The organism is Enterococcus haemoperoxidus ATCC BAA-382, assembly GCF_000407165.1.
Taxonomy (GTDB): domain Bacteria; phylum Bacillota; class Bacilli; order Lactobacillales; family Enterococcaceae; genus Enterococcus_L; species Enterococcus_L haemoperoxidus.
The window spans coordinates 1,615,391-1,639,497 of record NZ_KE136479.1 but is presented as its reverse complement, the minus strand read 5'-3'; the positions used below and the strand labels follow the sequence as shown (position 1 = coordinate 1,639,497).

Genomic DNA, 24,107 nt, shown 5'->3' with positions numbered 1-24,107 from the left:
AAAAAACTTCTACGCTTTTTTGTTTGGCTGGAAAATAATGGTCCCGAAGGATAAAAAAATTTCTAATTATAGTAGTTACTAAATCTATAGGCATTTCTTTTTACTATTTTGATAAGATTGTTTAAACACTCTAATTTTATATTGTATTTTTCATGAAATATTATTTCAAAACGTTATTTTATGAGATGAATTAATAACTATACTATATTATACGAGCCAACCACCCGCCAAAATTCATGCCGGTGGTTGGCAATTATTTTTTTATTCTTAAATTTCTTTACTGATTCATCCAAATTTTACTTCTGATATCACGATATCTATTGTTAATTCTTTTTAAGGAAACAGCAAAATTCATTAGATTTAGAGAATTGTTAGGCTGTTTTTAAATTTTTTTGCTCATAAATCGTTCATAGAGCTGTATTAAATCTTCTTTTCTATTTACTTCTGTTTTCGAAAAAATATTATGAGAGTGAGCTTTGACTGTTCCAATCGATATATATAGCTTATCGGCAATTTCTTGATGAGTCATATTGGTCAATAGTTCAGCTAAGATATCTTTTTCACGTTTCGTTAAGTGAAAGTGTGAACAAAAACTTTCAAAGGAATCAGAAGAAAGAGAAGTTACAGGTTCGATGTGAATTCTTTGCATGAAAAACTTAACCAACCAAAAGCACAGCAGAATTGATACACTGTCATTGTTTATATTCTGTCCATGGATTGAGAAGAAATAATATTGGGAATCTGACAGGTGAAAAAAATAATATAAGTCCAAAATTATTATAACGGAACCTCCCAAGATTAAAGTTAAACCAAAACTTTTATTTTGGAAAAGAAATTGATTGAGAATGGAATTTGGTGTTTGTGGTTTTTTTCTTGTTAAGTAACCAAGATAAATAAAAAAGATATTATCTGTTAAATAAGCAATTAAAATGCTTGCTGTCCAATGTTTCCCAATGTGCATCGGTAATAAAATTAATGAAATCGTTAGAGTTAATAGTAAAACATGTTTCCATAAACTAGACGCTGGGATATGTTGTTTACAAAGCAAAAATGAATAGATAATCGTTAGAATGTAAATAGAAATATTTACTAACGGGAAGAAAGAGCAGAATGGACAAACAGGCTTTTCTGAAAGCATAACATTAATATAATCCGAAAGAGCGCCAAAAAAGAAAAGTAAAAAATAGATCAGTAACATTCGATAGATTTTGTTTTTGTCTTTTAAAAAAAGTATCACAGACAACACGACAACAGAAAAATAACATAGCAGAAAAAATACGAAATAATTTAAAGAAAACATACGTCACCTCATTTTGATAAATTATTTGTTTACAGAATTATTATACAAGTAAATATAAAAAAAGTGAAAAATTTATAGGTCAAAACGTTTAAAAAGTATTTTGGAATTATATATAACGAGTAGGCAAAATAGTTATCAACTCTATACTGGTATAAATGCTCTAAACTTTTCTAAACCCGACTAAACTTTGATTTTTTCTAAGTATTACAAAAGCTAATTTCACGTCCTTAAAAAAATAGACCCTAATGTTTATAGTAAACGAGCGAAAAGATTGTTACGTTATGATCAGGTAATGACAGGAGGTGGGGGAAGTAGCAAATCATATTAAGAAAGGAGTTGATAGTTCAAAAATCCATGATTTTCTTTTTAAAGAATAGTTCAAGATTAACCAGTTACTTAAAAATACAAAAAAGAGAGGAAGGTATATCCATATGAAATTAGCAAAATTATTTAGTGCAAGTATTATAATGAGTACTTTACTATTTTCTCCATTTAGTACTGCACAAGCAGAAACCGTACGAAAAGGAATTCAACCACAAGTTGGGACTACTAATGTTAATGAACTAATGTCAAAAACGGGAACTTTTTACTATGAAAAGTTCATTGCAGGAACGGAGACACCATGTCAGAATAATGTTCACACTTGCACATACCCGCGAGTTCCAGAAAAGAACTCACATAACTTAAAAGTAAATGTGAAAGGCCAAACGGGGGATGTATCTAAAAGAGAAGTTCTGATCAAACATCTCGGGGAAGACATTTTAACGAACCAAACAAGTGACAAGCCAGAAATAAGGAATACTCATTCGTATTCCTATACCAAAACGAAATCCACGACTACCACAATTAAGAAAGGTTTTAGCTTACCAGATGATATCGCTAATGTCATTGTAGGTGCAGATATTATCGGCATGGGTAAAATAAATTTGCCGTTTGATATCAATAAATCAGAATCCATTACTGAATCAGAATCAGAAACACTAAGTACATCACCACAACCATATACAGTGAAACCTAAGCAAGTAATTAAGGTAGTGACGGAACTGTATGTACTTGAGTTTGGCGGAACTGTTAACTTTACGGCTGAACCAGTTAGTAATGATATTAAAATAGAGCTTGAGGCTCAGGCTAGTAATTGTAGTGGAGTACCAGGCGGAGTAATCTGTGCTTATGCGGACAAGAGAGACTTTACTAAAGATTTTACAGTTATCTATGACAATTTAGATGATACTCATAAACAAGAGTTAGAAAATTCTGGTATGTATATGAACACGAAAGTACCAGGTGAGAAAAAAATACCTTTCTTCAAAGGAGAAGGTAGCTTTGAAGGTGTAGGTGGTCATCGCGTTGTTACAAAAGATTACGACATTACTGATCCTAACAATCCTAAATTAGTGAATGTGAGATCTCAAGATATTTAACCTTTTACAAGGGGCATAAATGGCAAAATGCGAATTAACCATGTCCCTTGATCTATTATTAGCTGGTGAAAATAGGTGTGGATATGAAAAAAATAAGTCTAGTTATTTTAATAGTATTGTTTCTTATAGGGTGTTCGCCAAAAGAAAGTTTGACTGAAATTCCAAAAGAACATTCGATTGATCTTGTTTTACCTCAACATGGGAGAGCTATTATATATTTTGGTCGCGATTCTTGTCCCCACTGTAAAAATTTTTTCCCTAAATTAAAAGCAGTTATGAAAAACCAAGGGAAAGTTCTTTATTATTACAATATTGACAACCATCTCCAAGATAGCCTGCTTTCCAAAGAAATGGAAAATTTTAAAATTGAGCAAATACCTGCTCTAGTTATCTATAAAAATAAAGAGATAATCGCAACACTAGTGGGAGATAAAAGCGAAAAAGAAATTGAAAATTTTATCAAGCAATCTGAAAGTTGACTGTTTGCTAATGAAGGGAAACCTAAGCGATGACTTCATTTAATGCTTATATAGAAGATCCATTATTTTTCAGAGAAAATAATTTATCAAAAGATACGTCAACCACGTATTCGCTCCCTTTACCTGCTGGCTGGCATGAAATCAAAAGTAATAAAGAATGGACAACTTTGTTGCCGTTACAGAAAAAAATCCAAAGGCAAGGTTGGAAAGTGCATGTTAGTGCAAGCTTAATGGATGTTGAAGCGATACTCAAAAAAACCGCAGAGGTCTGTTTTCAAAACAAGGTTTGTTTTAAACATTTAGCAACTGAGAAAATCTTTAAAATTCGCAATGGCAAACAGATCAACAGAGGGTTTTCCGGGAAATTTATTACTTGCTACCCAGATCAGGCACAGTTAGAAATGTTTTTGGAGGCTTTGGAAAATAAACTTTCTGGTTTTTCTGGTCCATATATTTTAAGTGATAAACGTTGGAAAAAGGCACCCATTTACTTGCGATATGGTGTTTTTCGAGATTCATATCCCGATGAAAATATGCCGACTGATAGCAGTAAGCTTAAAACGAGCTATGGTGAAGTAGCTGATCAGCGTGAGGCTATGTTTCATCTTTCAGAAGGGATTGAAGTGCCCAAATTTTTGGAAAGTTGGTTACATGAGGAAGATACTGAAGAAAAAAATATGCCGTTTAGGATAAAATCAGCCATTCAATTTTCCAATTGTGGAGGGATTTATCATGCAGTGTTAGGAGATTCGAAAAATGAGATTATTTTGAAAGAAGCACGTCCTTACACTGGTATTGATCATTATGGCACTTACGCAACTGAACGCTTAGCAGCAGAAAAAAAAGCACTAGAAATTTTAAGCAACGTATGCGGTGTGCCCGATTATTGTTGGTATGGTAACGTTTGGGAGCATCAGTATTTAGCGATGGAAAAAGTAGAAGGTGTAGTGCTTAATCGCTGGGTGACAGGACATTATCCTTTTTCAACTAACAAACAAATGGATTATTTGCAAAAAATACGAAAAATTGTCAGCCAATTAGTTGAAATTGTCGAGACAGCACATAAAAGTGACGTGTATCATCAAGATATTTATTTAAGCAATATTATCCTCACTGATGATGAACAAGCGGTGTTGATTGATTGGGGAGAAGCGCTTTTTACGAATCATTCAGTACCATTTCATCAAGTGGCAGCACCGGGATTTAGGGCTTGGGGGAAAGCGTTGACACCGGAGAAAATTGATTGGTATGGCGTACTTCAAGTGGCTCATTTTTTATTCTATCCGCTCATTTTGCAAGCCGATTTAGTCTATCAATTTGGGGAACAAACTAAACGTGCGGGACAACAGTATTTTCAGACCTTAGGTTACAAAGCAGATGAAATCGATGCGTATGTCAAGGTGTTGACTGAATTAAAAAAGAAAGTTCAAACAATTGAAGTCACATCAGCTAACAAAGTTTTACAGCCCTATTTATCAGAAAATAATCAGTCAAGTGCAGTCTCAACTATGCAGACATGGGGTAAACAGCTTTTAAACGGAGCGAATTCAGTGATGCAAATGTGGCAACACGATTATGATTTTCGTCATTTTCCAGTTCATTATTATGGGACGAGAAGTAAACAGGGAATAGCCTTTTCCGATCTAGGGATCATTTGGGCTTATAGTAAGCTCGAAAATTTATTAGGAGATCAAGGGAGATTAACTGAAACAAAACAAAGAATCATTGCTAAATCTATAAATGACATTCAACTGACGAAACAAGTACAAGGTGGTTTATTTGATGGGTTAGCGGGAACGTGCTGGCTACTTGATCAACTTGGGGAAACGGAGCAGGCGACGAAATATTTTAACCAATTTTTTAAGCCGATGATTCAGGGCTGTCAAAATTTTAATTTGTACAACGGATTAGCAGGAATTTTACTAACGGGGAGCTATTTTTTAAGTCAGCGAAGGCTAACGGATGAAAATACTGAACTGCTACTTATTAAACTTAGACAACTTGCACGCGCTTATCAAGTTCAGCCTGACCAATTTTTTCATGCAGAACAAATCGGACGACTGACGAATAACCCTACTGAACAGACAATAGGATTATTCTATGGACATGCTGGTTTAGGGTGGTTATTTGCCGAAGCGTACAAATTAACCAAGGACGATTTATTGATTGATTGCTTAAATTTGGCGATTCAAACAGAGCTTACTAACTATGTGGTTAGTCAAGAAAATACTTTGCAATGCAAACAGCAACATCGATCGTTACCATATTTAGCAACTGGAAGCGCGGGTTTAGGTCTGTTGATAGCCAAAAATAGCGAACACATAACGCAAGCGAATTGTGCTAAACAATTGCCGTTATACCGAGCTTTAGAAACTAATTTTTCTGTATTTCCAGGTTTATTTAATGGTTATAGCGGTCTGAAATTAAGCCAATTGCTTATAAACGGACAATTGAAATTGGGCGATGCCGAACAGATAAGCCAATCATTTGTAACGGGATTGCAGCCACATCTTATACAAATTGGTACAGGTCTTGCTATTGCTGGCGATAACGGAACGAAAATAACGATGGATGTATTTTCTGGTTTTGCTGGAGTTGCTTTAACGATTACAAATATAATTGAAGATACATTTGATTTCCTACCAACGTTAAAAAAATAAATGATCTGCCTGGGTTTATAGATATACCCCAACCCAAAAATCTAAATAAAAGCTTGAAAGGAGCGGATTTCAATGGCGAAAGAAATTCTTGCATTACAAGAAGTAACATCTGAAGTTGCAACATGGGAAGATGAAGTTTTTGCGAGCGGTATCAGTTGTTTAACTTGCGTTTGCTAAAATGAAATTTTTCAGCTTCACTCGAAAGGAGGTGTGTATTCATGGCGAAAGAAATTCTTGCATTACAAGAAGTAACATCTGAAGTTGCAACATGGGAAGATGAAGTTTTTGCGAGCGGTATCAGTTGTTTAACTTGCGTTTGCTAAAATGAAATTTTTCAGCTTCACTCGAAAGGAGGTGTGTATTCATGGCGAAAGAAATTCTTGCATTACAAGAAGTAACATCTGAAGTTGCAACATGGGAAGATGAAGTTTTTGCGAGCGGTATCAGTTGTTTAACTTGCGTTTGCTAAAACGAAAATGTTTAACTTCACTCAAAAGAAGGCGTGTATTATTGGCGAAAGAAATTCTTGCTTTACAAAGTGTATCAACGACACGAGTAGCGTATGAACCGGATTTTTTCGAAAGTAAACATAGTTGTTTAACATGTACTTGTTGAGTATTAAGCTAGAAATTTAATTGATGGAGGTTGGTATCGTATACGTTAAATTGATTCCAATCTCCATTTTAAACAAGATTAAACCTAAAAGGGGGAAGAACAATGAAGTTTTGTAACCAAAAAGTTTTGTGGCGTAACACATTATTATTTGTTGCTTCAGTCGTTTCTTTATTCGTGCTATTTTTACCTGCTAAAGCAAGTGCAGCGGAATATAGTGTTAATTTAAATGACACCAATATTAAGATTGAAAAAAATGACGGGTCGGGTGAAGTTTTACAATATGCAGATGGCAAAACCTCGTGGGGAAAATGGTCAGGAGATAAGTCCCAAATCTGGCATTCAAGTGTTATGTCCAATAGTAATGAGTACCGTTTAAAATCGCAACAAGATGAGGGGACTGACTATTTATTCTGGGACAAAGATATATGGAATCCAGACGATAAAGGAAAAATATCATTTGGCAAGATCACTTCAAAGAATGAAACGACTAGTAAATGGTTGATAGAAGCAAATTCGAACGGTACCTATGGTATTCGTAACAGTCACTATCCCAACCCTAGTTTAGCCGTAACCAAAGATGGCGTGGACTTATCTTTTGGAGGCGGAAGTACATTTAAAATTTCCAATGATTTAACACCACCAGTATCAGAAAATCATGCCATCGTTTTCACTTCCGACCCACAGTATCCATGGACTGATAAAATGGATCGAGGAGAAACAGATCCTGATGCAGAAGGAAATTCTGCTGCTTTAATTCGCGAACAATACACAAGTGTCAATGCCTATAATGCCACGAAAAGCAGTGCGAAAGTAGTTATTAATGGCGATATCACAGCTTATGGTCACGAATGGCAATGGAAAAAAATGGAAAATGAATTGTTGCCGATTTTAAACAAAAAATATTATTTTGGGTTAGGTAATCATGATATTGAAAATAACCAAGGGGACTGTGCTGAAGATTACTGTTTTACTCTCTCTTTGGACAGATTATACCATCATGTTGACACAAGTAACGTCTTATTTAGCGATATTGGTGGTATTAAAAGTTATGCTTATGCAGTTAGACTTCCAGGGAATATATTACTTTTACAATTGAACAACTATCCAACAATGGATTATCAAGCGACATCTTGGAAGGGGCCTGCACCAATTGGTGTAAAGCCTAACTTTTCTTTCATTGAAAACGCCTTGAATCATGCTAAGAACAACCAAATGAAAGTGTTGATTGGAGTCCATAAACCCGATGATTGGAAAGGTGGTCCAAGCGCACAATTTATTCAATTGATTGAAAAATATAATGTGAAAGCTGTTTTTGCAGGTCATTATCATGACAAAGTAGGGGAATATTATTCACCAGCCTATTTTGGTAATGTACCAGTATTTTTATCTGGAGGAGCGACACAGAAAAGTTTCTTAATTACAGAATACGATGATCAAAGTTTGAAAATTTATAAAGTACAAAATAACGCTTGGCGAAATAAAGAGTTTATTTACGAAATCAATTTGAAAAACTAAAATTAGCATAGTTCTGTAAACATAGTAAGAGCTTGGGGAAAGCGCAAAGATTGTCTCTCAAGCTCTATTTGTTATTTGAAAATGAATGCGGATGAAGCCAAAAAATACATAAATCAAGCGTAGCTATTCTATTTTTACGTAAAGCTAAAATAAGATAACTGCGTTTTAGTGTGATAATTTTACTTAAGATGAGAAAATCAAATCATGCTCTATCCATTAAAAAATAGTAAATCAATCGTCATTTATTAAGAATAGGGACACCTAGTAATTATTTTTAAATAAAAAGTGTGTATAATCTCGAAAAAAAAGGATAAGTATAAATTCCATTAGCTCATTTTTATCAGTTTATTTTTGTGTATGAAAAAATATACAACATTTTTGCATAATGTGGTCATCTTTGTCTTTTAAAGTCGAAAAACACTGAGAAGAGAACGCTATCATTTTGTTAATCTAAGTACGAACCAAAAGAAGGAGGCATTTTGATGAAGAATCCAATTAACGTTTTTTCTGAGATTGGAAAATTGAACACTGTAATGTTGCACAGACCAGGAAAGGAATTAGAGAATTTAATGCCAGATTATCTGGAATCACTTCTCTTTGATGATATTCCATTTCTGGAACAAGCGCAAAAAGAGCATGATTTTTTTGCAGAGACACTGAGGTTGAAAGGAGTGGACGTTCTTTATTTAGAAGATTTAGCAGCAGAATCGCTGACTGACTCAGCTATCAAAGAGCGCTTTGTAACAGAGTACCTAAATGAAGCTGACATCAAAGAAGAACGAACAAAGCAATTTATAAAAGAACGGCTGATGTCCATTTCAGATGACAGAGAGTTGATCGATAAGACAATGGCAGGAATTCAAAAGTCAGAGCTGACATCATTAGAAAGAACAAGTTTATCTGACCTTGCTGATTCCCATTATCCATTCATTATTGATCCAATGCCTAATTTGTATTTTACTCGAGATCCATTTGCGACGATAGGGCATGGTGTTTCATTGAATCGGATGTACTCTGTCACGAGAAGACGCGAAACGTTATACGGAAAATATATTTTTGCTTATCATCCAATGTTCAAAAATTCACAGGTGCCGATGGTTTATAGTCGAGATGAAAATACTCGGATCGAAGGCGGTGATGAGTTGATTCTTTCTAAAAAATTGATTGCTGTAGGGATCTCCCAAAGGACGGACGTTACCTCAATCGAAAAACTAGCAAGAAATATTTTTGAAAAAGATTTAGGTTTTGAACGTGTTTTAGCATTTGATATTGGGGAACAACGTAAATTCATGCATCTTGATACTGTATTTACAATGGTAGACTATGACAAATTCACGATTCATCCAGAAATTGAGGGAAACTTAACGATTTATTCGATTTCTCAAGGATCAGACGGATTACAAATTTCACAGGAAACAGATACGTTGGAGCATATTTTATGTAAATATCTTGAATTAGATCATGTTACTTTGATTCGTTGCGGTGGTGGAAATCCAACAGCAGCAGCTCGTGAACAATGGAATGATGGTTCCAATACATTAGCGATTGCACCAGGCGAAGTCGTTGTTTACGACCGGAATACGATTACAAATCAAAAATTAGAAGAAGCTGGTGTTAAATTAAATTATATTCCAGGCAGTGAATTAGTACGTGGTCGTGGCGGTCCTCGTTGTATGAGCATGCCGTTTGATCGAGCAGATATTTAAGGAGAGCAAAATTACGTATGTTATCTAGTTCCACAGGCTAACCTCTCGGAAAAAAGATAAAATATGCCTGTGACAAAAAGTGTCACAACCATATTTTCCTATTTTTCAGTCGAGGTTGAATGAGCCAGTTACACTTTTAAGGTTATCTAGTTCCACAGGCTAGTCTCTCGGAAAAAAGATAAAATATGCCTATGACAAAAAGCGTCACAACCATATTTTCCTATTTTTCAATCGAGACTGAACGAGCCAGTTACACTTTTAACATTATCTAGCTGCACAAATCAATCCTTATGAAAATAGACAAATTAGCAGTGAAGCAAAGAACGCTTCAATGTTAATTTCCTAATTTTCTACAGGATTAACCGAGTTGTTACACTTTTAAATTTAGGAGGAAAATTATTATGATAGATTCAGTATTTCAAGGACGTAGTTTATTAGCGGAAAAGGATTTTACAAAAGACGAATTAAATTACTTGATCGATTTTTCTATCCATTTAAAAAAATTGAAAAAACAAGGAATTCCACATCATTATCTTGAAGGGAAAAATATTGCGCTACTTTTTGAAAAAACATCGACTCGGACACGATCTGCGTTTACAACTGCTTCAATTGACTTGGGTGCGCATCCTGAATTTCTCGGAAAAAATGATATTCAATTAGGCAAAAAAGAATCCGTTGAAGACACTGCTAAGGTCTTAGGGAGTATGTTTGACGGAATTGAATTCAGAGGCTTTAGTCAAAAAGTTGTGGAAGATTTGGCGAAATTCTCTGGCGTTCCTGTTTGGAATGGTCTAACAGATGAGTGGCACCCAACGCAAATGATCGCTGATTATATGACGATTAAAGAAAATTTTGGTACGCTTGAAGATATTACACTTGTATACGTTGGTGATGGGCGTAATAATATGGCGAATAGTTTGTTAGTAACAGGAGCCATTTTAGGTGTAAACGTTAGAATATGCGCGCCAGAATCACTATTTCCTGAAGAATCTGTCGTGGCTTATGCGAAAAAATTTGCGGCAGAGTCAGGCAGTGAAATCATGATTACGGATGATGTGGAACAAGGCGTTAAAAATGCGAATGTTCTTTATACAGATGTCTGGGTTTCGATGGGTGAAGAAGATAAATTTGAAGAACGAGTTAGAGTGTTGAAAGATTATCAAATCAATATGGACATGGTCCAAAAAACAGGTAATGCCGATGGTAAGTTAATCGTCTTACATTGTTTACCAGCTTTTCATGATGCAACAACAGAATATGGCAAAATGGTCAAAGAAAAATTTGGCATCAGTGAAATGGAAATCACAGATGAAGTATTTAGAAGTAAATACGGACGTCAATTCGAAGAAGCTGAAAATAGAATGCACTCGATCAAAGCAATTATGGCAGCAACCTTAGGTAACCTTTTTATTCCCAAAGTTTAAACAACAACAATCATAATGAATAAAAAGGAAGAAGGGATTTTATGAAAAAAACGACAATTGTGATCGCTCTAGGCGGGAATGCAATATTGTCGAAAGATGCAAGTTCACAGGCGCAACAAAAAGCATTGACTTATACGGCGAAACAATTAGTTAAGTTGATTCAAAAAGGCTATCAACTTGTTATTTCTCACGGGAATGGTCCTCAAGTCGGGAATCTGTTGATCCAGCAACAAGCTACAGATTCTAAAGAAAATCCAGCGATGCCGCTAGATACTTGTGTTGCCATGACCCAAGGCAGCATTGGTTATTGGTTGGAAAATGCATTGGCCAAAGAGTTGAACGATGCTGGAATCAAAAAAGAAATTGCAACACTTGTCACACAAGTGATCGTATCAGAAAATGATCCAGCTTTTGACAATCCGACCAAACCGATCGGTCCATTTTTAACAAAAGAAGCAGCGCAAATCATAATGAGCGAAAATAATACCTTATATAAAGAAGATGCCGGTCGTGGTTGGCGTAAAGTTGTTCCTAGCCCTAAACCAATATCAATCCAAGAACACGAAGTAATTAAGACAATGATCAAACACGATATTATTACGATTTGCGGTGGTGGCGGTGGTATTCCTGTTACGAGCAATGAATTAATTGGGGTTGAAGCGGTTATCGACAAGGATTTCTCTTCAGAAAAAATAGCTGAATTGGCGGATGCTGATCTGTTTGTCATTTTGACTGGGGTTGAAAATGTTGCAATAAATTTTGGCAAAGAAAATGAACAACAATTAAAACAAGTCACTATAAAACAGCTAGAAGAATATATAAAACAAGGGCAATTTGAACCAGGAAGTATGTTACCAAAAGTGGAGGCAGCAATTCAATATGTAAAAGCCAAACCTGCTAATAAAGCCATTATTACTTCATTAGAAAAATTAAGTGATTTTGGTGAACATGAGGTAGGGACAGAAGTTATCTTTGAAGGATAGAACACTGCCGTCTTTATAGCATTAGTAGAGAAAATTATTGACTAAGTTGGAGTTGAAGAAAATGACAGTATTACAAGAGAATGACTCACTAAAAGGATGTCCCTATTTTTCAGAATTAAATGAAGAAGAATCTATCGTCATCCAGAAAAATTCATATTGTAGAGCATATAAAAAAGGCCAAGTTCTTTTTGATGCCGGTGATGAAAGAAACCGTATGTTTATTTTAAAAAAGGGGCTTGTGAAATTTGAAAAAATCGATCAAACCGGTACACTTTTCTATTTGAACTTTGTCAAAGACAGCGCGGTATTTCCATTAACTGGACTTTTTACAGACAAAAACTATCATTTCTCAGCGATCGCTATGACAGATATTGAAGTGTGTTATCTCTCAACGAAAGTTTTTGAAAAAGTGATACAGGGAAATAATCAGCAGTTGCTGTTTTATTTTAACCAAGTGTCTTTGACTTTAAAAAAACATGTGCTCAAAATTGAAAGCTGTATAACTTCTAGTGCCTCTCAGCGTGTTAAAAATACGCTAGCGATCTTAATGCATGATTTAGGTGAAAAAAATTATTTTAATCAGGTGGTTATACCCTATCCGATTCTAATGAATGATATTTCCCATAGCAGTGGCACGACAAGAGAAACGGCCAGCCTTGTAATAAAGAAACTGGTTAAAAAAAAGAAAATCCAGTATCTGCATAAAGAGTTGATTTTTTTTGATCCAGCTTACTTTTCGCTAGATCATGACTAGCATTTCCCTGTATTTTTCCCCTCTTATTTTGAAATGAACGAAAAAATTTGAAAGGAAAAGTATGGTTTTCATACAGAAAGAACAATGGACAAAAAAGAGCAGAAAAAGCAGAAAAAATCTTTATCTTCATTTAGTATTTTGTTTATTATCATTATTGCGTTAACAATCATTTCTTGGTTTCTATCAGGTCAAACATTTACACCAACCATTCCTTCTGGTGGGACAAAAGCTGTTGATCACGTTGTGGGTGCAAAGCTTTCTGATTTGGTCATGTCTCCTTTTAACGGATTTAAAGATGCCATTGAAATTTGTGTATTTATCTTAGTTTTGGGCGGATTTTTAAATATTGTTACGAAAACTGGAGCCTTAGAAGCTGGAATTCAACATGTTGTTAGAAAACTTAAGGGGAATGAATTGATTATTATTCCCATTTTGATGGTTTTATTCTCTATCGGAGGATCGACTTATGGAATGGCAGAAGAGACATTGCCTTTTTACGCATTGATCACAGCGACAATGGTTGCTGCAGGGTTTGATACGTTAGTTGCTGTGGGGACGGTGTTACTTGGAGCTGGATCTGGAGTAATTGGTTCCACTGTCAATCCATTTGCAACAGGGGTTGCCATGGATGCATTAAAAAGCATTGATATCAAACCGAACACAGGAGTAATTTTGATCATAGGATTGATTTTATGGTTTACAACGACGACATTTTCAATTTTTTATATGATGAAATATGCCAAAAAAGTGAAAGCAGATAAAGGGTCAACGATCCTTTCATTGCAAGAACAAGCGGATATGAGGGAATATTTTGGTCAAGATGAGAATAAAGAGTTACCATTCACGAAAAAGCATAAGATTATTTTGAGTATATTTTCTTTTGGGTTTCTTATTATGGTTGTTTCCTTGATTCCTTGGGAGTCTTTCGGGGTTCATATTTTCAATGGTTGGACTTCTTATCTTACGGGAACTAGCTTTGGTCATTGGTATTTTGGAGATCTGGCCATGTGGTTTTTCTTGATGAGTTTGGTGATAGCTATTGTATATGGATTATCAGAAAAACAAACAATCACGACATTTATCGAAGGGGTAAAAGATATTTTATCTGTTGTGTTGATCATAGTTGTCGCTAGAGGTGCCTCTATTTTGATGGCAACGACTCATTTGGATTTATTCATATTAGATAAATCAGCTTCAGCACTCCAAGGATTGTCGCCTGTTTTGTTTGTGATAGGTGCCTACGTTTTGTACCTGTTACTATCTTTCTTGATTCCGTCGACCTCCGGACTAGCTTATGTTTCTATCCCGGTAATGGGAGGTCTAGCTCATAATATTGGGTTAAGCCCCGATGTTATGGTAATGATCTTCACAGCTGGTTGTGGTTTGATAAATTTAATTACACCGACATCTGGCGTTGTGATGGGAGGCTTAGAGATTTCTAAAATTGAGTACTCGACATGGACTAAATTTATGATGAAACCAATTATTGTTATAAGTCTGCTGAATCTTTTGATCTTGATTGGTGCTATGTTGTTGTTATAGTCTATAAAATGAGGACGTGTGAAAATGAATAAAGAGGAACGTCAAAAAATCATTAGACGGCTTGTCACACAAAATACGATTGAAACACAAGATGAGCTGTTAGCTTTACTCAGGAAAAATGGGGTAAATGCAACACAATCAACAATTTCAAGAGATGCTAGAGAATTATATATTGTAAAAACGTATCAAGAAGACGGAAAAATAAAGTATAGCATTGTAGATCAAGAATCTCAGAAAAATAGTGAAAATAAGCTGCGTGAATCTTTACAAGAGTCATTGAAAAAAATAGAACAAGTAGGTTTTATTGTGTTGATTCATACGGAAAATGGACTAGCAGATGTCATTACTAATTACATTGATGAAGTAAAATATGAAGAAATTGCTGGCACAGTTGCAGGGAGTGATACGATCATTATCATCACGTATTCAGAGAAATTGGCACAAAATTTTGTCAAGAAAATTGAAGTATTGTATAGCAGTAGAAGTGAAAATAAACACTAGTAATAATGGGCACCAAATCTTATGTGAGCCGTATCGGAAAACATACTTGCTGCAAAAAAAGAAAAAGTTTTATAAAATGTATTTGCATGATTCGGTTTTGTATAGTAGACTAGGTAAGTCTGAAAAATCAATACCTTAACAAATAACTATCCTTATCCCATCTCTTGTGAGGTGGGATTTTACTTTTTTAAGGAAAATAAGGAAGTGGCTAACAAGTTAAATTAGTATTTTCTCATAAATGAAAAAAAAGGTATACTTCTATTTAATAGCATCGTATAATAACAAATGTAGTATAATTGTAATTTAAATTAATAGGTCATTTCATTCGTAAGGGTGTTTTAATTCCTCTTTTTTTATCACAAAGGTATTGCAAAAATTAATCGTGCTAAAAGCACTAGGAGGAACACATTTATGAATACAGGTACAGTGAAATGGTTTAACGCAGACAAAGGTTTTGGTTTTATTACTCAAGATAACGGAACAGATTTATTCGCTCACTTTTCAGCAATCCAAGGTGACGGATTCAAATCTTTAGACGAAGGCCAAAGCGTATCATTTGATATCGAAGAAGGTCAACGTGGACCACAAGCAGTAAATATCGTAAAAAACTAATTTAAAGACTTTCAGAACGACCTAATATTTTATTAGGTCGTTTTTTTTAGAATAACGCAAAAATAACTCACCATATATGGTTTAGATGTTTGGAAATAATTTAAATTTGAAAAAAACAGGATTTTGTGACTACATTATTTTAATTATGTATAGTTTCGAGGCTTATTACTTGAAATTTTATTTATTTAAAGTTAATATACAACTATACCAACAACAACCCTTTTTATTTTTTCATTTTACTCTTTTAGAGTAAAACTCCTTTTCCCATCTTTGAAAGAAGATGGGATTTTTTTTATTTATTTCAAAAAAGAAAACGTTCTAAATTTATTTTTAAAAAAATAGTGTATATACGAGGGATAATAGTTGATAATTAATTCAAATAATAGTATTATAAGTACATACCAACAACAACCCTTTTTATTTTTTCATTTTACTCTTTAGAGTAAAACTCCTTTTCCCACTTTCAATAGAAGGTGGGATTTTTTTATTTATCAGTATAGATCCATAAATAAAAGATAAAAGAAACATCAAGATTTTTAATCTTGATGTTTCTTTTATCTTTTAGTTTATCCAATCATAACACTTTCGTCTGGGTATTTATATTTAGCTTGCTGTTTTTGACCTCTTGTTAATAATGAAAAGCCAACAGTATAAATCCCGACTCTTCCAATATACATCAATAACATAATAATAACTTTACCAAGAACACTTAATTCAGGGGTTAATCCCATTGTTAACCCAACAGTTCCAAATGCAGAAAATACTTCAAACGCCACATATTCTATGCCAGAGGATTCAGGAATATTTTCCGTAATCGTCAAGAGCATGATTGAAAACACACATAAAGTCAATGTGATAAAAAACAATGTCAAAGCACGAAAGACAGTACTGTTTCGAATCGTTCGTCCCTGAAATTCTGCCCGTGTACGTCCTTTAAATATTGAAACAATTTGAATTACCAATACCGCAAAGGTCGTGGTCTTAAGACCGCCAGCAGTAGAACCGGGTGTTCCACCTACATACATTAAAAATATGGTTGTAATCAGTCCTGCATTTGTCATCTGCATGTAATCAATTGAATAATATCCTGCAGTTCTGGGTGTCACAGACATGAAAAAAGTATTCGCTAACCGATCAAAAAAATTAGTACCAGCTGTTAAATCACTTGCGTTATGTTCAGTGACAAAAAATAAGATAAAGCCACCAACCAACAGAGAAAACGTTGTAATCAAGGCTATTTTAGTGTGTAAAGAAAATCTACGTATCTTTTTTAATTGTAACAAATCCTGCCAAACGATAAAACCAAGACCACCGGAAATAATCAAGCCACCTATCACCAACAATACAAATGGATTTGTTTGGTAAGGAGTCAAACTATCACCTAATAAATCAAAACCAGCATTACAGAAACTTGATATAGAATGAAACAGTCCGAAAAAGAGACCTTTCCTCCAGCCAAATTCAGGAACAAATTGAATTGAAAGTAAAATTGCCCCTACAATTTGAATGATTGCTGCTAGTTTGACGACATATATCATCAAGCGAAAGGCTCCCGACATATCATCTAAATTAAGAGCCTCACGTAATAATATACGGGTACTAAGAGTAATTTTTTTTCGTAAAATAAAATATAAAAGAACAGGCATCGTCATGAAGCCTAATCCGCCAATTTCAATTAAAATCATAATAATCAGCTGACCATAAGCATTCCAATGCAAGGCCGTGTTAACGGTTGTTAAACCAGTTACACAAACCGCGGAAACAGAAGTGAACAATGCATCAATAAACGGTGTTGCGTTACCACTACGTGAAAATAGTGGTAAGGATAAAAGAGCTCCGCCGATAAAAATTAAAACAATAAATCCTAAAGCTAAAACCTGAACAGCTGATAAACGTTTTTTTACAATGCTAGTAATTTTCTTTTTTTTCATCTTTTCCTCGGTAAAATACTGACCTGAACAGTATTTTTTTTATTTTTTATTTGATAAATCCAAGTGTACCATTTTATGAAATAATTACCAGTAATTAAAAAAATATAAATCATTACATGGTAAGGTTTAGGATTTTAGTTTTTTGACTAAGATTTGAAAAAAGTTTTAGTTTTTAAAAAGAAAACGCTTGTAAAAAAAGAAATAATAAAGTATTATACAAATACAGCTGAATTGTATATACAAGTTAATTGAGAGGAGCTAAGGAAATGGGTAAGTTTCAAGAAGATGCAAAAAAACTGTTAGAATATGTAGGGGGAAAAGAAAATATCGCTGCTGTTTCGCACTGTGCAACTAGGATGCGTTTTGTTCTTAATGACCCAAGTAAAGCGGATACTGCAGCAATTGAAAAGATACCTTCTGTAAAGGGAACCTTTACGAACGCTGGTCAATTTCAAGTGATTATTGGGAATGAAGTCCCACAATTTTATAATGAGTTTTCTTCTATTTCAGGAGTTGAAGGCGTTTCCAAAGAGCAGGGGAAAGCAGCTGCAAAACAAAATCTAAATCCGGTACAACGGGCGATTTCAGTTTTAGCTGAGATTTTTACACCGTTGATCCCAGCATTAGTTATTGGTGGGCTGATTTTAGGTTTCCGTAATGTATTAGAAGGAATTCCTTTTGGTTTTTTAGATGGACAGAAAATTGTTGAAGTTTCACAATTTTGGAGTGGTGTAAATTCATTTTTATGGTTGATTGGTGAAGCAATTTTTCAGTTTCTACCTGTAGGTATTACCTGGAGTATCACTAAGAAAATGGGCACAACTCAAATTCTTGGAATTGTTTTAGGAATCACTTTAGTGTCGCCGCAATTATTAAATGCTTATTCTGTGGCAAGTACAGCTACCGCTGATATTCCTTTTTGGGATTTTGGTTTTGCTCAAGTGAACATGATAGGGTATCAAGCTCAGGTTATTCCGGCAATGTTGGCAGGATTTTTACTTGCTTATTTAGAAATATTTTTCAGAAAAGTTATACCACAGGCAGTTTCGATGATTTTCGTCCCGCTGTTTGCTCTAGTTCCAACAGTGATTGCTGCACATGTAATCTTAGGTCCTATTGGCTGGGCTATTGGAAGCTGGATTTCAGATATTGTTAATGCTGGGTTAACCTCATCGCTTAACTGGTTATTTGGAGCTGTATTTGGTTTCATGTATGCGCCTTTAGTAATAACCGGGCTGCACCACATGACAAACGCGATCGATCTACAGTTGATTGCTGATTTTCAGTCGACAAACCTTTGGCCGATGATTGCATTGTCTAATATTGCTCAAGGATCTGCTGTATTGGCTGTTGTCTTTATGCACAGAGGGAACAAAGAAGAAGAACAAGTATCAATTCCAGCGATGATTTCTTGTTATCTAGGTGTCACAGAGCCTGCAATGTTTGGTATCAATTTGAAATATGTTTACCCATTTGTTGCCGGAATGATCGGTTCTGCATGTGCTGGATTATTTTCAACGCTGTTTGATGTTAAGGCAATCAGTATTGGAGTTGGCGGATTACCTGGTATTTTATCTATCGTTCCTCAATATTATCTGGCATTTTTCGGCGCAATGTTGATTGCAGTTGTTGTTCCATTTGTTTTAACTTATATTTTCAGAACAAAAGGTATTTTTAACAAACTTGATCCTGTCGATGAAGCAACTGGGAAATTATTTGTAGAAGAAAATCAATAGGAATAGAGTGTTTTAAATAAATAGAGGAAATAGTGAGCAGGGCAAAAAAATTGTTGCCTTGCTTTTTTTGTTACCTAAACCAATCAATCATAGATAGAGCTATTTTTAATAAGAACTTCACGAGATATTTCATGTTTAAATCAATAAAATAGTTGGCTTTTTTGTTTCTTTCGGGTAGACTAAATAGGGCTTAATAAAAGGGAGAATGACAGATGGATATTTATTTAAAAAGTGCAATTTTACACATTATTGATCGTGAAACCGGAACTCCGGTATTTTCAGCAAAAGAATTAGATTTAACGACAGAATATATTCGCGTTTATCTAACAAGCAAAATAACAAAGCTGTCAACGGCTCAAACGAAAACAGGTATTTTAGCAGAGGAAAGTTCATTCGTTGATAAAATGCGAGGTATTCCTAATGACTTTATTCAAAAAAGTCAGCAACTAGCTCAGCATTGGTATGATGTTTATTCAGGGAGTGAAGATGCGCCAAGTGCGGATGTTCTTTTTATTTTATATGAATTAGATACAGTGATGCATTTAGCAATGATCAAATTAAATTACAAAGAAAGTTACACTCACTATGTAGATTATGAAGATGAGGCTGTTTATAACAAATTGATCATCAACCGAGCTATTTTACCTTCAAAATCACAAAAGCCTGATGAAGGGATGACCGTCAACTTAGATACTTTAGCATATGAGCTTTTAGAAAAACGTTATGAGTTTTCAGGGGAAAAAGTTTGGTATTTTTCTGAGAAAGTAATTGAATCACAACCAGCACCTTCTATAGAAGAAAACATGAAAGAAATTAAAAAAGCCGTAAAACGGATTGGTAAAAAATTCAATGAAGACGAATTCGAATTGATTGCATCTGTGAAAGAAGCAGTCTATGAAAGCATTGAAGAAACTGGAACAATTGACAATGAGCAAGTAGCTGAATTGGTTTTTAAAGAAAATATTTCGGCACGCATGGCTTACCAAGATGAGGTCAATGAATCGAAGTTTGTTGATAAAACGCCGCCTGTTCGTGAAGCTAGAGAAATTTCAGAGAAAAAGTTTGGTAAGCAAAAATTAAAGATGAGTAATGGGATTGAATTGATTGTTCCAATCGAAGTATATCGAAATGGGGACTTAATCGAATTTGTTAATAATCCTGATGGAACAGTCTCGATCGTATTGAAAAACATTGAAAAAATTAGCAATCAACTATAATAAAAAAACTTCTCATCAAACTTGATGAGGAGTTTTTTTAAATCATTTAATGTTACTCTGACAATTTTTCAAGTGCTTTTTTCGGAACAGCCGTCTCAGGAACTTCTTCCCAGCTGAGCACGCCTTTTCTAGGATTGACTTTTAGTTTTAAGTAAGCATTGATTCGTAATGGTTTATCTCTAATTTCGTATGTCTTCTGCACTGTTTTTTCACCTTGTTTATTATAGGCAGTTTGTATGTAATCATATTCTGTATATTTTTCACCATTTGAGAAGTTTCCTGTTTTTACTTCATTTGGTGCTTCCACACGAGTATAGTAGTCTTTGCCGCCAAAATAATAATTATAACCAAACCAGATACCGCCAGTTAAAAGAGTGAATGGCAGGATAAAAAGTAGAAATTTTTTCAATATAGTCACCTCTTAAATGTAGTATGCCTTTTTTTTAGTTGGGATGCCATTGAAATGACTTAAAATAATGTGACAATTTTGTTAGAAATTGAATTTTGGAGTTCATAAATTCGTCAAGTAATAGTTACACTTTTTTTAGAAACTCATGATACAATATAGAAAAGAATAGGGGGAATAAAAATGATGCCTTTTTATGCAATATTTGACCCAACATATATCCTAGTAATTGTAGGATTGTTGATTTCAATGGCTGCATCAGCATACGTAAATAGTACGTTTAAAAAATATGATAAAATTCAAAGTCGGAATAATGTAACAGGTACAAACGCCGCGCAATATATTTTGAAAAAAGAACAAATCAATGATGTTGGTGTTCAACAAATCGCAGGCGATTTAACTGATAATTATAATTCTGGTAATAAAATATTAAGTTTATCTGAAGCGACAGCACAATCAACTTCAGTTGCTGCAATTGGTGTAGCAGCACATGAATGTGGTCATGCGGTACAAGATCATACGGGTTATAGTCCATTAAAAATTCGTGCAGCTATCGTCCCTGTTGCGAATTTCGGCTCGGCATTGTCATTTCCAATTATTTTAGTCGGTGTGTTATTTAGTTGGAACCAGACATTGATCAATATTGGAATATTGGCGTTCTCATTGGCATTACTTTTCCAATTAGTTACTTTACCAGTGGAATTTAATGCGTCTCGTAGAGCGTTAAAAATTCTATCAGATGGCAATATTTTGACAGAAGAAGAAGTACCTATGGCAAGAAAAGTCTTATTTGCGGCAGCTTTGACTTATGTGGCAGCAGCTTTAGCTACGTTTTTACAATTACTTCGCTTGATTATTTTGTTTGGTGGTAACAATCGTAGAGATTAAAATTTGCGATGTTTTGTTTTATTACCTCAATTTTTAAGAGTGTGTTATCATAAGAATAGATAGTAAGAAGGAGCTGAAGAGAATGAAAACATCAACAAAAATTAGTATCGGTTTAAGTATTGCTGCGGTAGCAGGTGTTTCAGTTGCGGTGATCGCATCTGAGAAAATTGTAAAAAAAGTGTACCATGTCTCAAATCGTTTTAAAGCAAAAAAATTTGTAAACGATAAATTTGGCGGCAATGAAAAATTGCTAGGAATTGTAGATGATTTATCTGATGATGAGCTTGATTCTATGATGAACGTTTTAGGTAAGGTCAAAGACGGTAGAAAAAAAATCTCTTCTTACGGAGAATCTTTAAAAGACAATACGGAGAATTTGAAAGATCGTTTAGTCAGTTTTGTTGAAGAAATGATGTAAAGATAAGAGTGACTGAGGTGTATGACTCATAGAGTTATGTCCCAGTCACTCTTATTTTATTTTGTGATCAATAAATAGCAAAATACAAGATCATCCATTCTCTTTAAAGAAAGTCCTGTTTGCTCGTAGAATTTTTCTAAACGGTAATGAAGAGTATTACGATGCATGTATAAATCTTTGGCAGCTGAACTAATATTGCCTTGATTATGCCAAAGAGCAAGGATGATTTTTTGAAGTTCACTTGTTAAAACCAGTTGTTTGGCAAATGTTTGTACGATCTTGCTTTGATTCATTGCCTCTTTAGTGAAATAATGCAAAGCCACATCAGACAAAGAAAAGGTGGATTTAACCTTAAGATTGTCTACTTCTGCTTTAAAAATTTGTTGCTCTTCTTGGAATAATGTCAAAATACCATCACTAGCTAAGAAGAAATTTCCTACATAAACAGTCGTCGAAGAATCAAAATCTGCATCTAATGTTAAGAATATACTTTGGAGCTCTTCTAAGGTATAGTGATTTTTGGCGTATTTTTCTATTAAAACGCCATCATTTTCAGTAGTGAAAAAGAAATCATCGAGATTAGGGAAGATTTCTGTGATGCTATTTTCCCATTCTGATTGTAAAAACGCTTTCGGTTTTTTGAGTTGAAATTGCATGATACGAAATGTCCCGTCAACATCAATAGGCATTTGATCGAATAAATAGCCAAACCAAGGATGATTTTTTTGATTGACAAAATATTCCTTTGCAGGAAATAAGGTTTCCAATAAACGAATTTCTGTCTCTTGTAGTGCTTCTTTGGCAAGGACAAAATATTTTCCGTTGACCGGTAATGAAAGAGCTTCGCTTGTGGCTTTTGTTTGTTGGATTTTACCTGCGGGATACAATTCAATTAATTCTTCAATAGTCATAGACACACCTCACTAGTTTATTGTACCATGAATGAGGGAAAAGTATAAAGAACGAGAGGCGGAAATCGCTTGAATGAAAAGACAAGCAGTTTAACGATCGAAGAAAAAGAAAAATTTATGACAGAAGCCATCAAGGAAGCTAAAAAAGCGGAAGCCATTAAAGAAGTCCCGATTGGTGCAATTATTGTTTTGGATGGAGAAATTATTGGTCGTGGACATAATCTTAGAGAAGAGAGCCAAGATGCAACGGCTCATGCAGAAATCTATGCTATTAAACAAGCTTGTGCAACGATTGAAAACTGGCGTTTAGAACGTGCTCAATTATTTGTCACGTTAGAGCCGTGTCCTATGTGTAGCGGTGCAATGATTCTTTCTAGAGTCAACGAAGTTTACTATGGGGCAAAGGATCCAAAAGGTGGAACAGCTGGTACTTTAATGAATCTCTTGGAAGATGAGCGATTCAATCATGTTGCTTACGTTGAATCGGGAATTTTAGAGCAAGAATGCGGTGATTTGCTTTCAAATTTTTTTAGAACACTGAGAGAAGAAAAGAAATTTTTAAAAAATCAACAGAAAGACTAGCCAAGCATCAAAAAATGCGGTATACTAAATCTTGCCGAAAGGCTAGGACAATGGTGGGCTTACGAAGCGTGTCAGATCCGGAAGGAAGCAGCACTAAGTAGGTGCCGCCATGTGTCTGAATGAATAGTTGATTTAACAAGGCTGTTAGGCCTTTTTTTTGTCTAAAAAATAACAGAAATGAAGAACAGATATGTTGAAATTAATTGCCGAAGATTTTATTAAACTTGAACATATTGAAAAAGTTGTCCCTCTATCCTCTATATAAAAAGCTAGTAGAAAAACAAAGAGAGAATCTCAAAGTGTTGCATATTGATCAAACTGCCCCCGGTCATTTTATTTTTATCGAAGAGTGGCCGAATGAAAAAGCGTTAAACAATCACGTTGAATCATAATATTTTAAAAGATTAGTTCCACAGATAAATCAATTTATTTGAGAAGACGATACTTTTTTACGAATGCAACGATTTTTGGATAATAACGAAGTAACAAATCGTTGATCATTAAGA

The 24,107-nt window shown here is 34.5% G+C and carries 20 protein-coding genes and 1 other RNA gene; 17 read left to right on the top strand and 4 right to left on the bottom strand.

Going from position 1 to position 24,107, the window contains the following annotated elements:
• Positions 1-382: 382 nt before the first annotated feature.
• Positions 383-1,300: a helix-turn-helix transcriptional regulator gene (locus I583_RS07595; RefSeq protein WP_010761083.1), complete on the bottom strand. Its 918-nt coding sequence runs from the start codon at positions 1,298-1,300 to the stop codon at positions 383-385.
• A gap of 467 nt (positions 1,301-1,767) precedes the next feature.
• On the opposite strand from I583_RS07595, the gene I583_RS07590 reads away from it, so the two are divergent.
• From I583_RS07590 to I583_RS07540, 11 genes are all read left to right on the top strand, one after another.
• Positions 1,768-2,721 (top strand): ETX/MTX2 family pore-forming toxin, encoded by a 954-nt coding sequence (locus I583_RS07590; RefSeq protein ID WP_167584572.1) that lies wholly within the window; start codon positions 1,768-1,770, stop codon positions 2,719-2,721.
• An 83-nt stretch (positions 2,722-2,804) separates the two neighbouring features.
• Positions 2,805-3,200, top strand: coding sequence for a thioredoxin family protein (locus I583_RS07585; RefSeq protein WP_010761085.1), 396 nt, complete (start codon positions 2,805-2,807; stop codon positions 3,198-3,200).
• 29 nt (positions 3,201-3,229) lie between these two features.
• A complete protein-coding gene (gene lanKC, locus I583_RS07580; protein WP_010761086.1) occupies positions 3,230-5,860 on the top strand; it encodes a class III lanthionine synthetase LanKC in 2,631 nt (876 codons plus the stop codon).
• A gap of 717 nt (positions 5,861-6,577) precedes the next feature.
• A complete protein-coding gene (locus tag I583_RS16300) occupies positions 6,578-7,990 on the top strand; it encodes a metallophosphoesterase (RefSeq protein ID WP_010761088.1) in 1,413 nt (470 codons plus the stop codon).
• Between the two features lie 482 nt (positions 7,991-8,472).
• Positions 8,473-9,696, top strand: coding sequence for an arginine deiminase (gene arcA / locus I583_RS07570; protein WP_010761089.1), 1,224 nt, complete (start codon positions 8,473-8,475; stop codon positions 9,694-9,696).
• Positions 9,697-10,097: 401 nt separating this feature from the next.
• Positions 10,098-11,120 (top strand): ornithine carbamoyltransferase, encoded by a 1,023-nt coding sequence (gene argF, locus I583_RS07565; protein ID WP_010761090.1) that lies wholly within the window; start codon positions 10,098-10,100, stop codon positions 11,118-11,120.
• A gap of 41 nt (positions 11,121-11,161) precedes the next feature.
• Positions 11,162-12,103, top strand: a complete 942-nt coding sequence (arcC, locus tag I583_RS07560; protein ID WP_010761091.1) for a carbamate kinase — start codon at positions 11,162-11,164, stop codon at positions 12,101-12,103.
• 61 nt (positions 12,104-12,164) lie between these two features.
• A complete protein-coding gene (locus I583_RS07555; RefSeq protein ID WP_010761092.1) occupies positions 12,165-12,857 on the top strand; it encodes a Crp/Fnr family transcriptional regulator in 693 nt (230 codons plus the stop codon).
• A gap of 84 nt (positions 12,858-12,941) precedes the next feature.
• Positions 12,942-14,399 carry a YfcC family protein gene (locus I583_RS07550; protein ID WP_010761093.1) on the top strand — a complete coding sequence of 486 codons (1,458 nt, stop codon included), beginning with the start codon at positions 12,942-12,944 and terminating at the stop codon, positions 14,397-14,399.
• Between the two features lie 24 nt (positions 14,400-14,423).
• On the top strand, positions 14,424-14,900 hold the full coding sequence (gene argR / locus I583_RS07545; protein WP_010761094.1) for an arginine repressor: 477 nt from the start codon (positions 14,424-14,426) through the stop codon (positions 14,898-14,900).
• A 411-nt stretch (positions 14,901-15,311) separates the two neighbouring features.
• Positions 15,312-15,512 carry a cold-shock protein gene (locus tag I583_RS07540; protein WP_010761095.1) on the top strand — a complete coding sequence of 67 codons (201 nt, stop codon included), beginning with the start codon at positions 15,312-15,314 and terminating at the stop codon, positions 15,510-15,512.
• A 566-nt stretch (positions 15,513-16,078) separates the two neighbouring features.
• On the opposite strand, the gene I583_RS07535 is transcribed toward I583_RS07540, so the two are convergent.
• On the bottom strand, positions 16,079-17,443 hold the full coding sequence (locus tag I583_RS07535; RefSeq protein WP_010761096.1) for a TrkH family potassium uptake protein: 1,365 nt from the start codon (positions 17,441-17,443) through the stop codon (positions 16,079-16,081).
• Positions 17,444-17,709: 266 nt separating this feature from the next.
• Here I583_RS07535 and treP point away from each other — a divergent pair, with 266 nt between their 5' ends.
• Together treP and I583_RS07525 are read left to right on the top strand one after the other, a co-directional pair.
• A complete protein-coding gene (gene treP, locus I583_RS07530; RefSeq protein WP_010761097.1) occupies positions 17,710-19,179 on the top strand; it encodes a PTS system trehalose-specific EIIBC component in 1,470 nt (489 codons plus the stop codon).
• Positions 19,180-19,391: 212 nt separating this feature from the next.
• Positions 19,392-20,396, top strand: a complete 1,005-nt coding sequence (locus tag I583_RS07525) for a nucleoid-associated protein (RefSeq protein ID WP_010761098.1) — start codon at positions 19,392-19,394, stop codon at positions 20,394-20,396.
• A 52-nt stretch (positions 20,397-20,448) separates the two neighbouring features.
• Here the strand turns inward: I583_RS07525 and I583_RS07520 are convergent, their stop codons facing one another.
• The gene (locus I583_RS07520) at positions 20,449-20,805 is read right to left on the bottom strand and encodes a YxeA family protein (RefSeq protein WP_010761099.1); all 357 of its coding nucleotides are present in this window, start codon (positions 20,803-20,805) and stop codon (positions 20,449-20,451) included.
• A gap of 180 nt (positions 20,806-20,985) precedes the next feature.
• Between I583_RS07520 and I583_RS07515 the strand changes: the two genes are divergently transcribed.
• Together I583_RS07515 and I583_RS07510 are read left to right on the top strand one after the other, a co-directional pair.
• Positions 20,986-21,690 (top strand): zinc metallopeptidase, encoded by a 705-nt coding sequence (locus tag I583_RS07515; RefSeq protein WP_010761100.1) that lies wholly within the window; start codon positions 20,986-20,988, stop codon positions 21,688-21,690.
• Positions 21,691-21,772: 82 nt separating this feature from the next.
• Positions 21,773-22,108, top strand: a complete 336-nt coding sequence (locus I583_RS07510) for a hypothetical protein (RefSeq protein ID WP_010761101.1) — start codon at positions 21,773-21,775, stop codon at positions 22,106-22,108.
• A gap of 56 nt (positions 22,109-22,164) precedes the next feature.
• Here the strand turns inward: I583_RS07510 and I583_RS07505 are convergent, their stop codons facing one another.
• Complete coding sequence (locus I583_RS07505) at positions 22,165-23,019, bottom strand: helix-turn-helix domain-containing protein (RefSeq protein WP_010761102.1); 855 nt, start codon at positions 23,017-23,019, stop codon at positions 22,165-22,167.
• A gap of 69 nt (positions 23,020-23,088) precedes the next feature.
• Between I583_RS07505 and tadA the strand changes: the two genes are divergently transcribed.
• Both tadA and ffs read left to right on the top strand, forming a co-directional pair.
• Positions 23,089-23,601 (top strand): tRNA adenosine(34) deaminase TadA, encoded by a 513-nt coding sequence (gene tadA, locus I583_RS07500; protein ID WP_010761103.1) that lies wholly within the window; start codon positions 23,089-23,091, stop codon positions 23,599-23,601.
• A 37-nt stretch (positions 23,602-23,638) separates the two neighbouring features.
• Positions 23,639-23,736: signal recognition particle sRNA small type (ffs, locus tag I583_RS16465), an RNA gene on the top strand.
• The last annotated feature ends 371 nt before the right edge of the window (positions 23,737-24,107 follow it).

Excerpts from the sequence above, each read along its gene's own strand:
- I583_RS07595 (WP_010761083.1), bottom strand. The coding sequence starts at position 1,300 with ATGTTTTCTTTAAATTATTTCGTATTTTTTCTGCTATGTTATTTTTCT.
- I583_RS07590 (WP_167584572.1), top strand. The coding sequence starts at position 1,768 with ATGAGTACTTTACTATTTTCTCCATTTAGTACTGCACAAGCAGAAACC.
- I583_RS07585 (WP_010761085.1), top strand. The coding sequence starts at position 2,805 with ATGAAAAAAATAAGTCTAGTTATTTTAATAGTATTGTTTCTTATAGGG.
- lanKC (WP_010761086.1), top strand. The coding sequence starts at position 3,230 with ATGACTTCATTTAATGCTTATATAGAAGATCCATTATTTTTCAGAGAA.
- I583_RS16300 (WP_010761088.1), top strand. The coding sequence starts at position 6,578 with ATGAAGTTTTGTAACCAAAAAGTTTTGTGGCGTAACACATTATTATTT.
- arcA (WP_010761089.1), top strand. The coding sequence starts at position 8,473 with ATGAAGAATCCAATTAACGTTTTTTCTGAGATTGGAAAATTGAACACT.
- argF (WP_010761090.1), top strand. The coding sequence starts at position 10,098 with ATGATAGATTCAGTATTTCAAGGACGTAGTTTATTAGCGGAAAAGGAT.
- arcC (WP_010761091.1), top strand. The coding sequence starts at position 11,162 with ATGAAAAAAACGACAATTGTGATCGCTCTAGGCGGGAATGCAATATTG.
- I583_RS07555 (WP_010761092.1), top strand. The coding sequence starts at position 12,165 with ATGACAGTATTACAAGAGAATGACTCACTAAAAGGATGTCCCTATTTT.
- I583_RS07550 (WP_010761093.1), top strand. The coding sequence starts at position 12,942 with ATGGACAAAAAAGAGCAGAAAAAGCAGAAAAAATCTTTATCTTCATTT.
- argR (WP_010761094.1), top strand. The coding sequence starts at position 14,424 with ATGAATAAAGAGGAACGTCAAAAAATCATTAGACGGCTTGTCACACAA.
- I583_RS07540 (WP_010761095.1), top strand. The coding sequence starts at position 15,312 with ATGAATACAGGTACAGTGAAATGGTTTAACGCAGACAAAGGTTTTGGT.
- I583_RS07535 (WP_010761096.1), bottom strand. The coding sequence starts at position 17,443 with ATGAAAAAAAAGAAAATTACTAGCATTGTAAAAAAACGTTTATCAGCT.
- treP (WP_010761097.1), top strand. The coding sequence starts at position 17,710 with ATGGGTAAGTTTCAAGAAGATGCAAAAAAACTGTTAGAATATGTAGGG.
- I583_RS07525 (WP_010761098.1), top strand. The coding sequence starts at position 19,392 with ATGGATATTTATTTAAAAAGTGCAATTTTACACATTATTGATCGTGAA.
- I583_RS07515 (WP_010761100.1), top strand. The coding sequence starts at position 20,986 with ATGATGCCTTTTTATGCAATATTTGACCCAACATATATCCTAGTAATT.
- I583_RS07510 (WP_010761101.1), top strand. The coding sequence starts at position 21,773 with ATGAAAACATCAACAAAAATTAGTATCGGTTTAAGTATTGCTGCGGTA.
- I583_RS07505 (WP_010761102.1), bottom strand. The coding sequence starts at position 23,019 with ATGACTATTGAAGAATTAATTGAATTGTATCCCGCAGGTAAAATCCAA.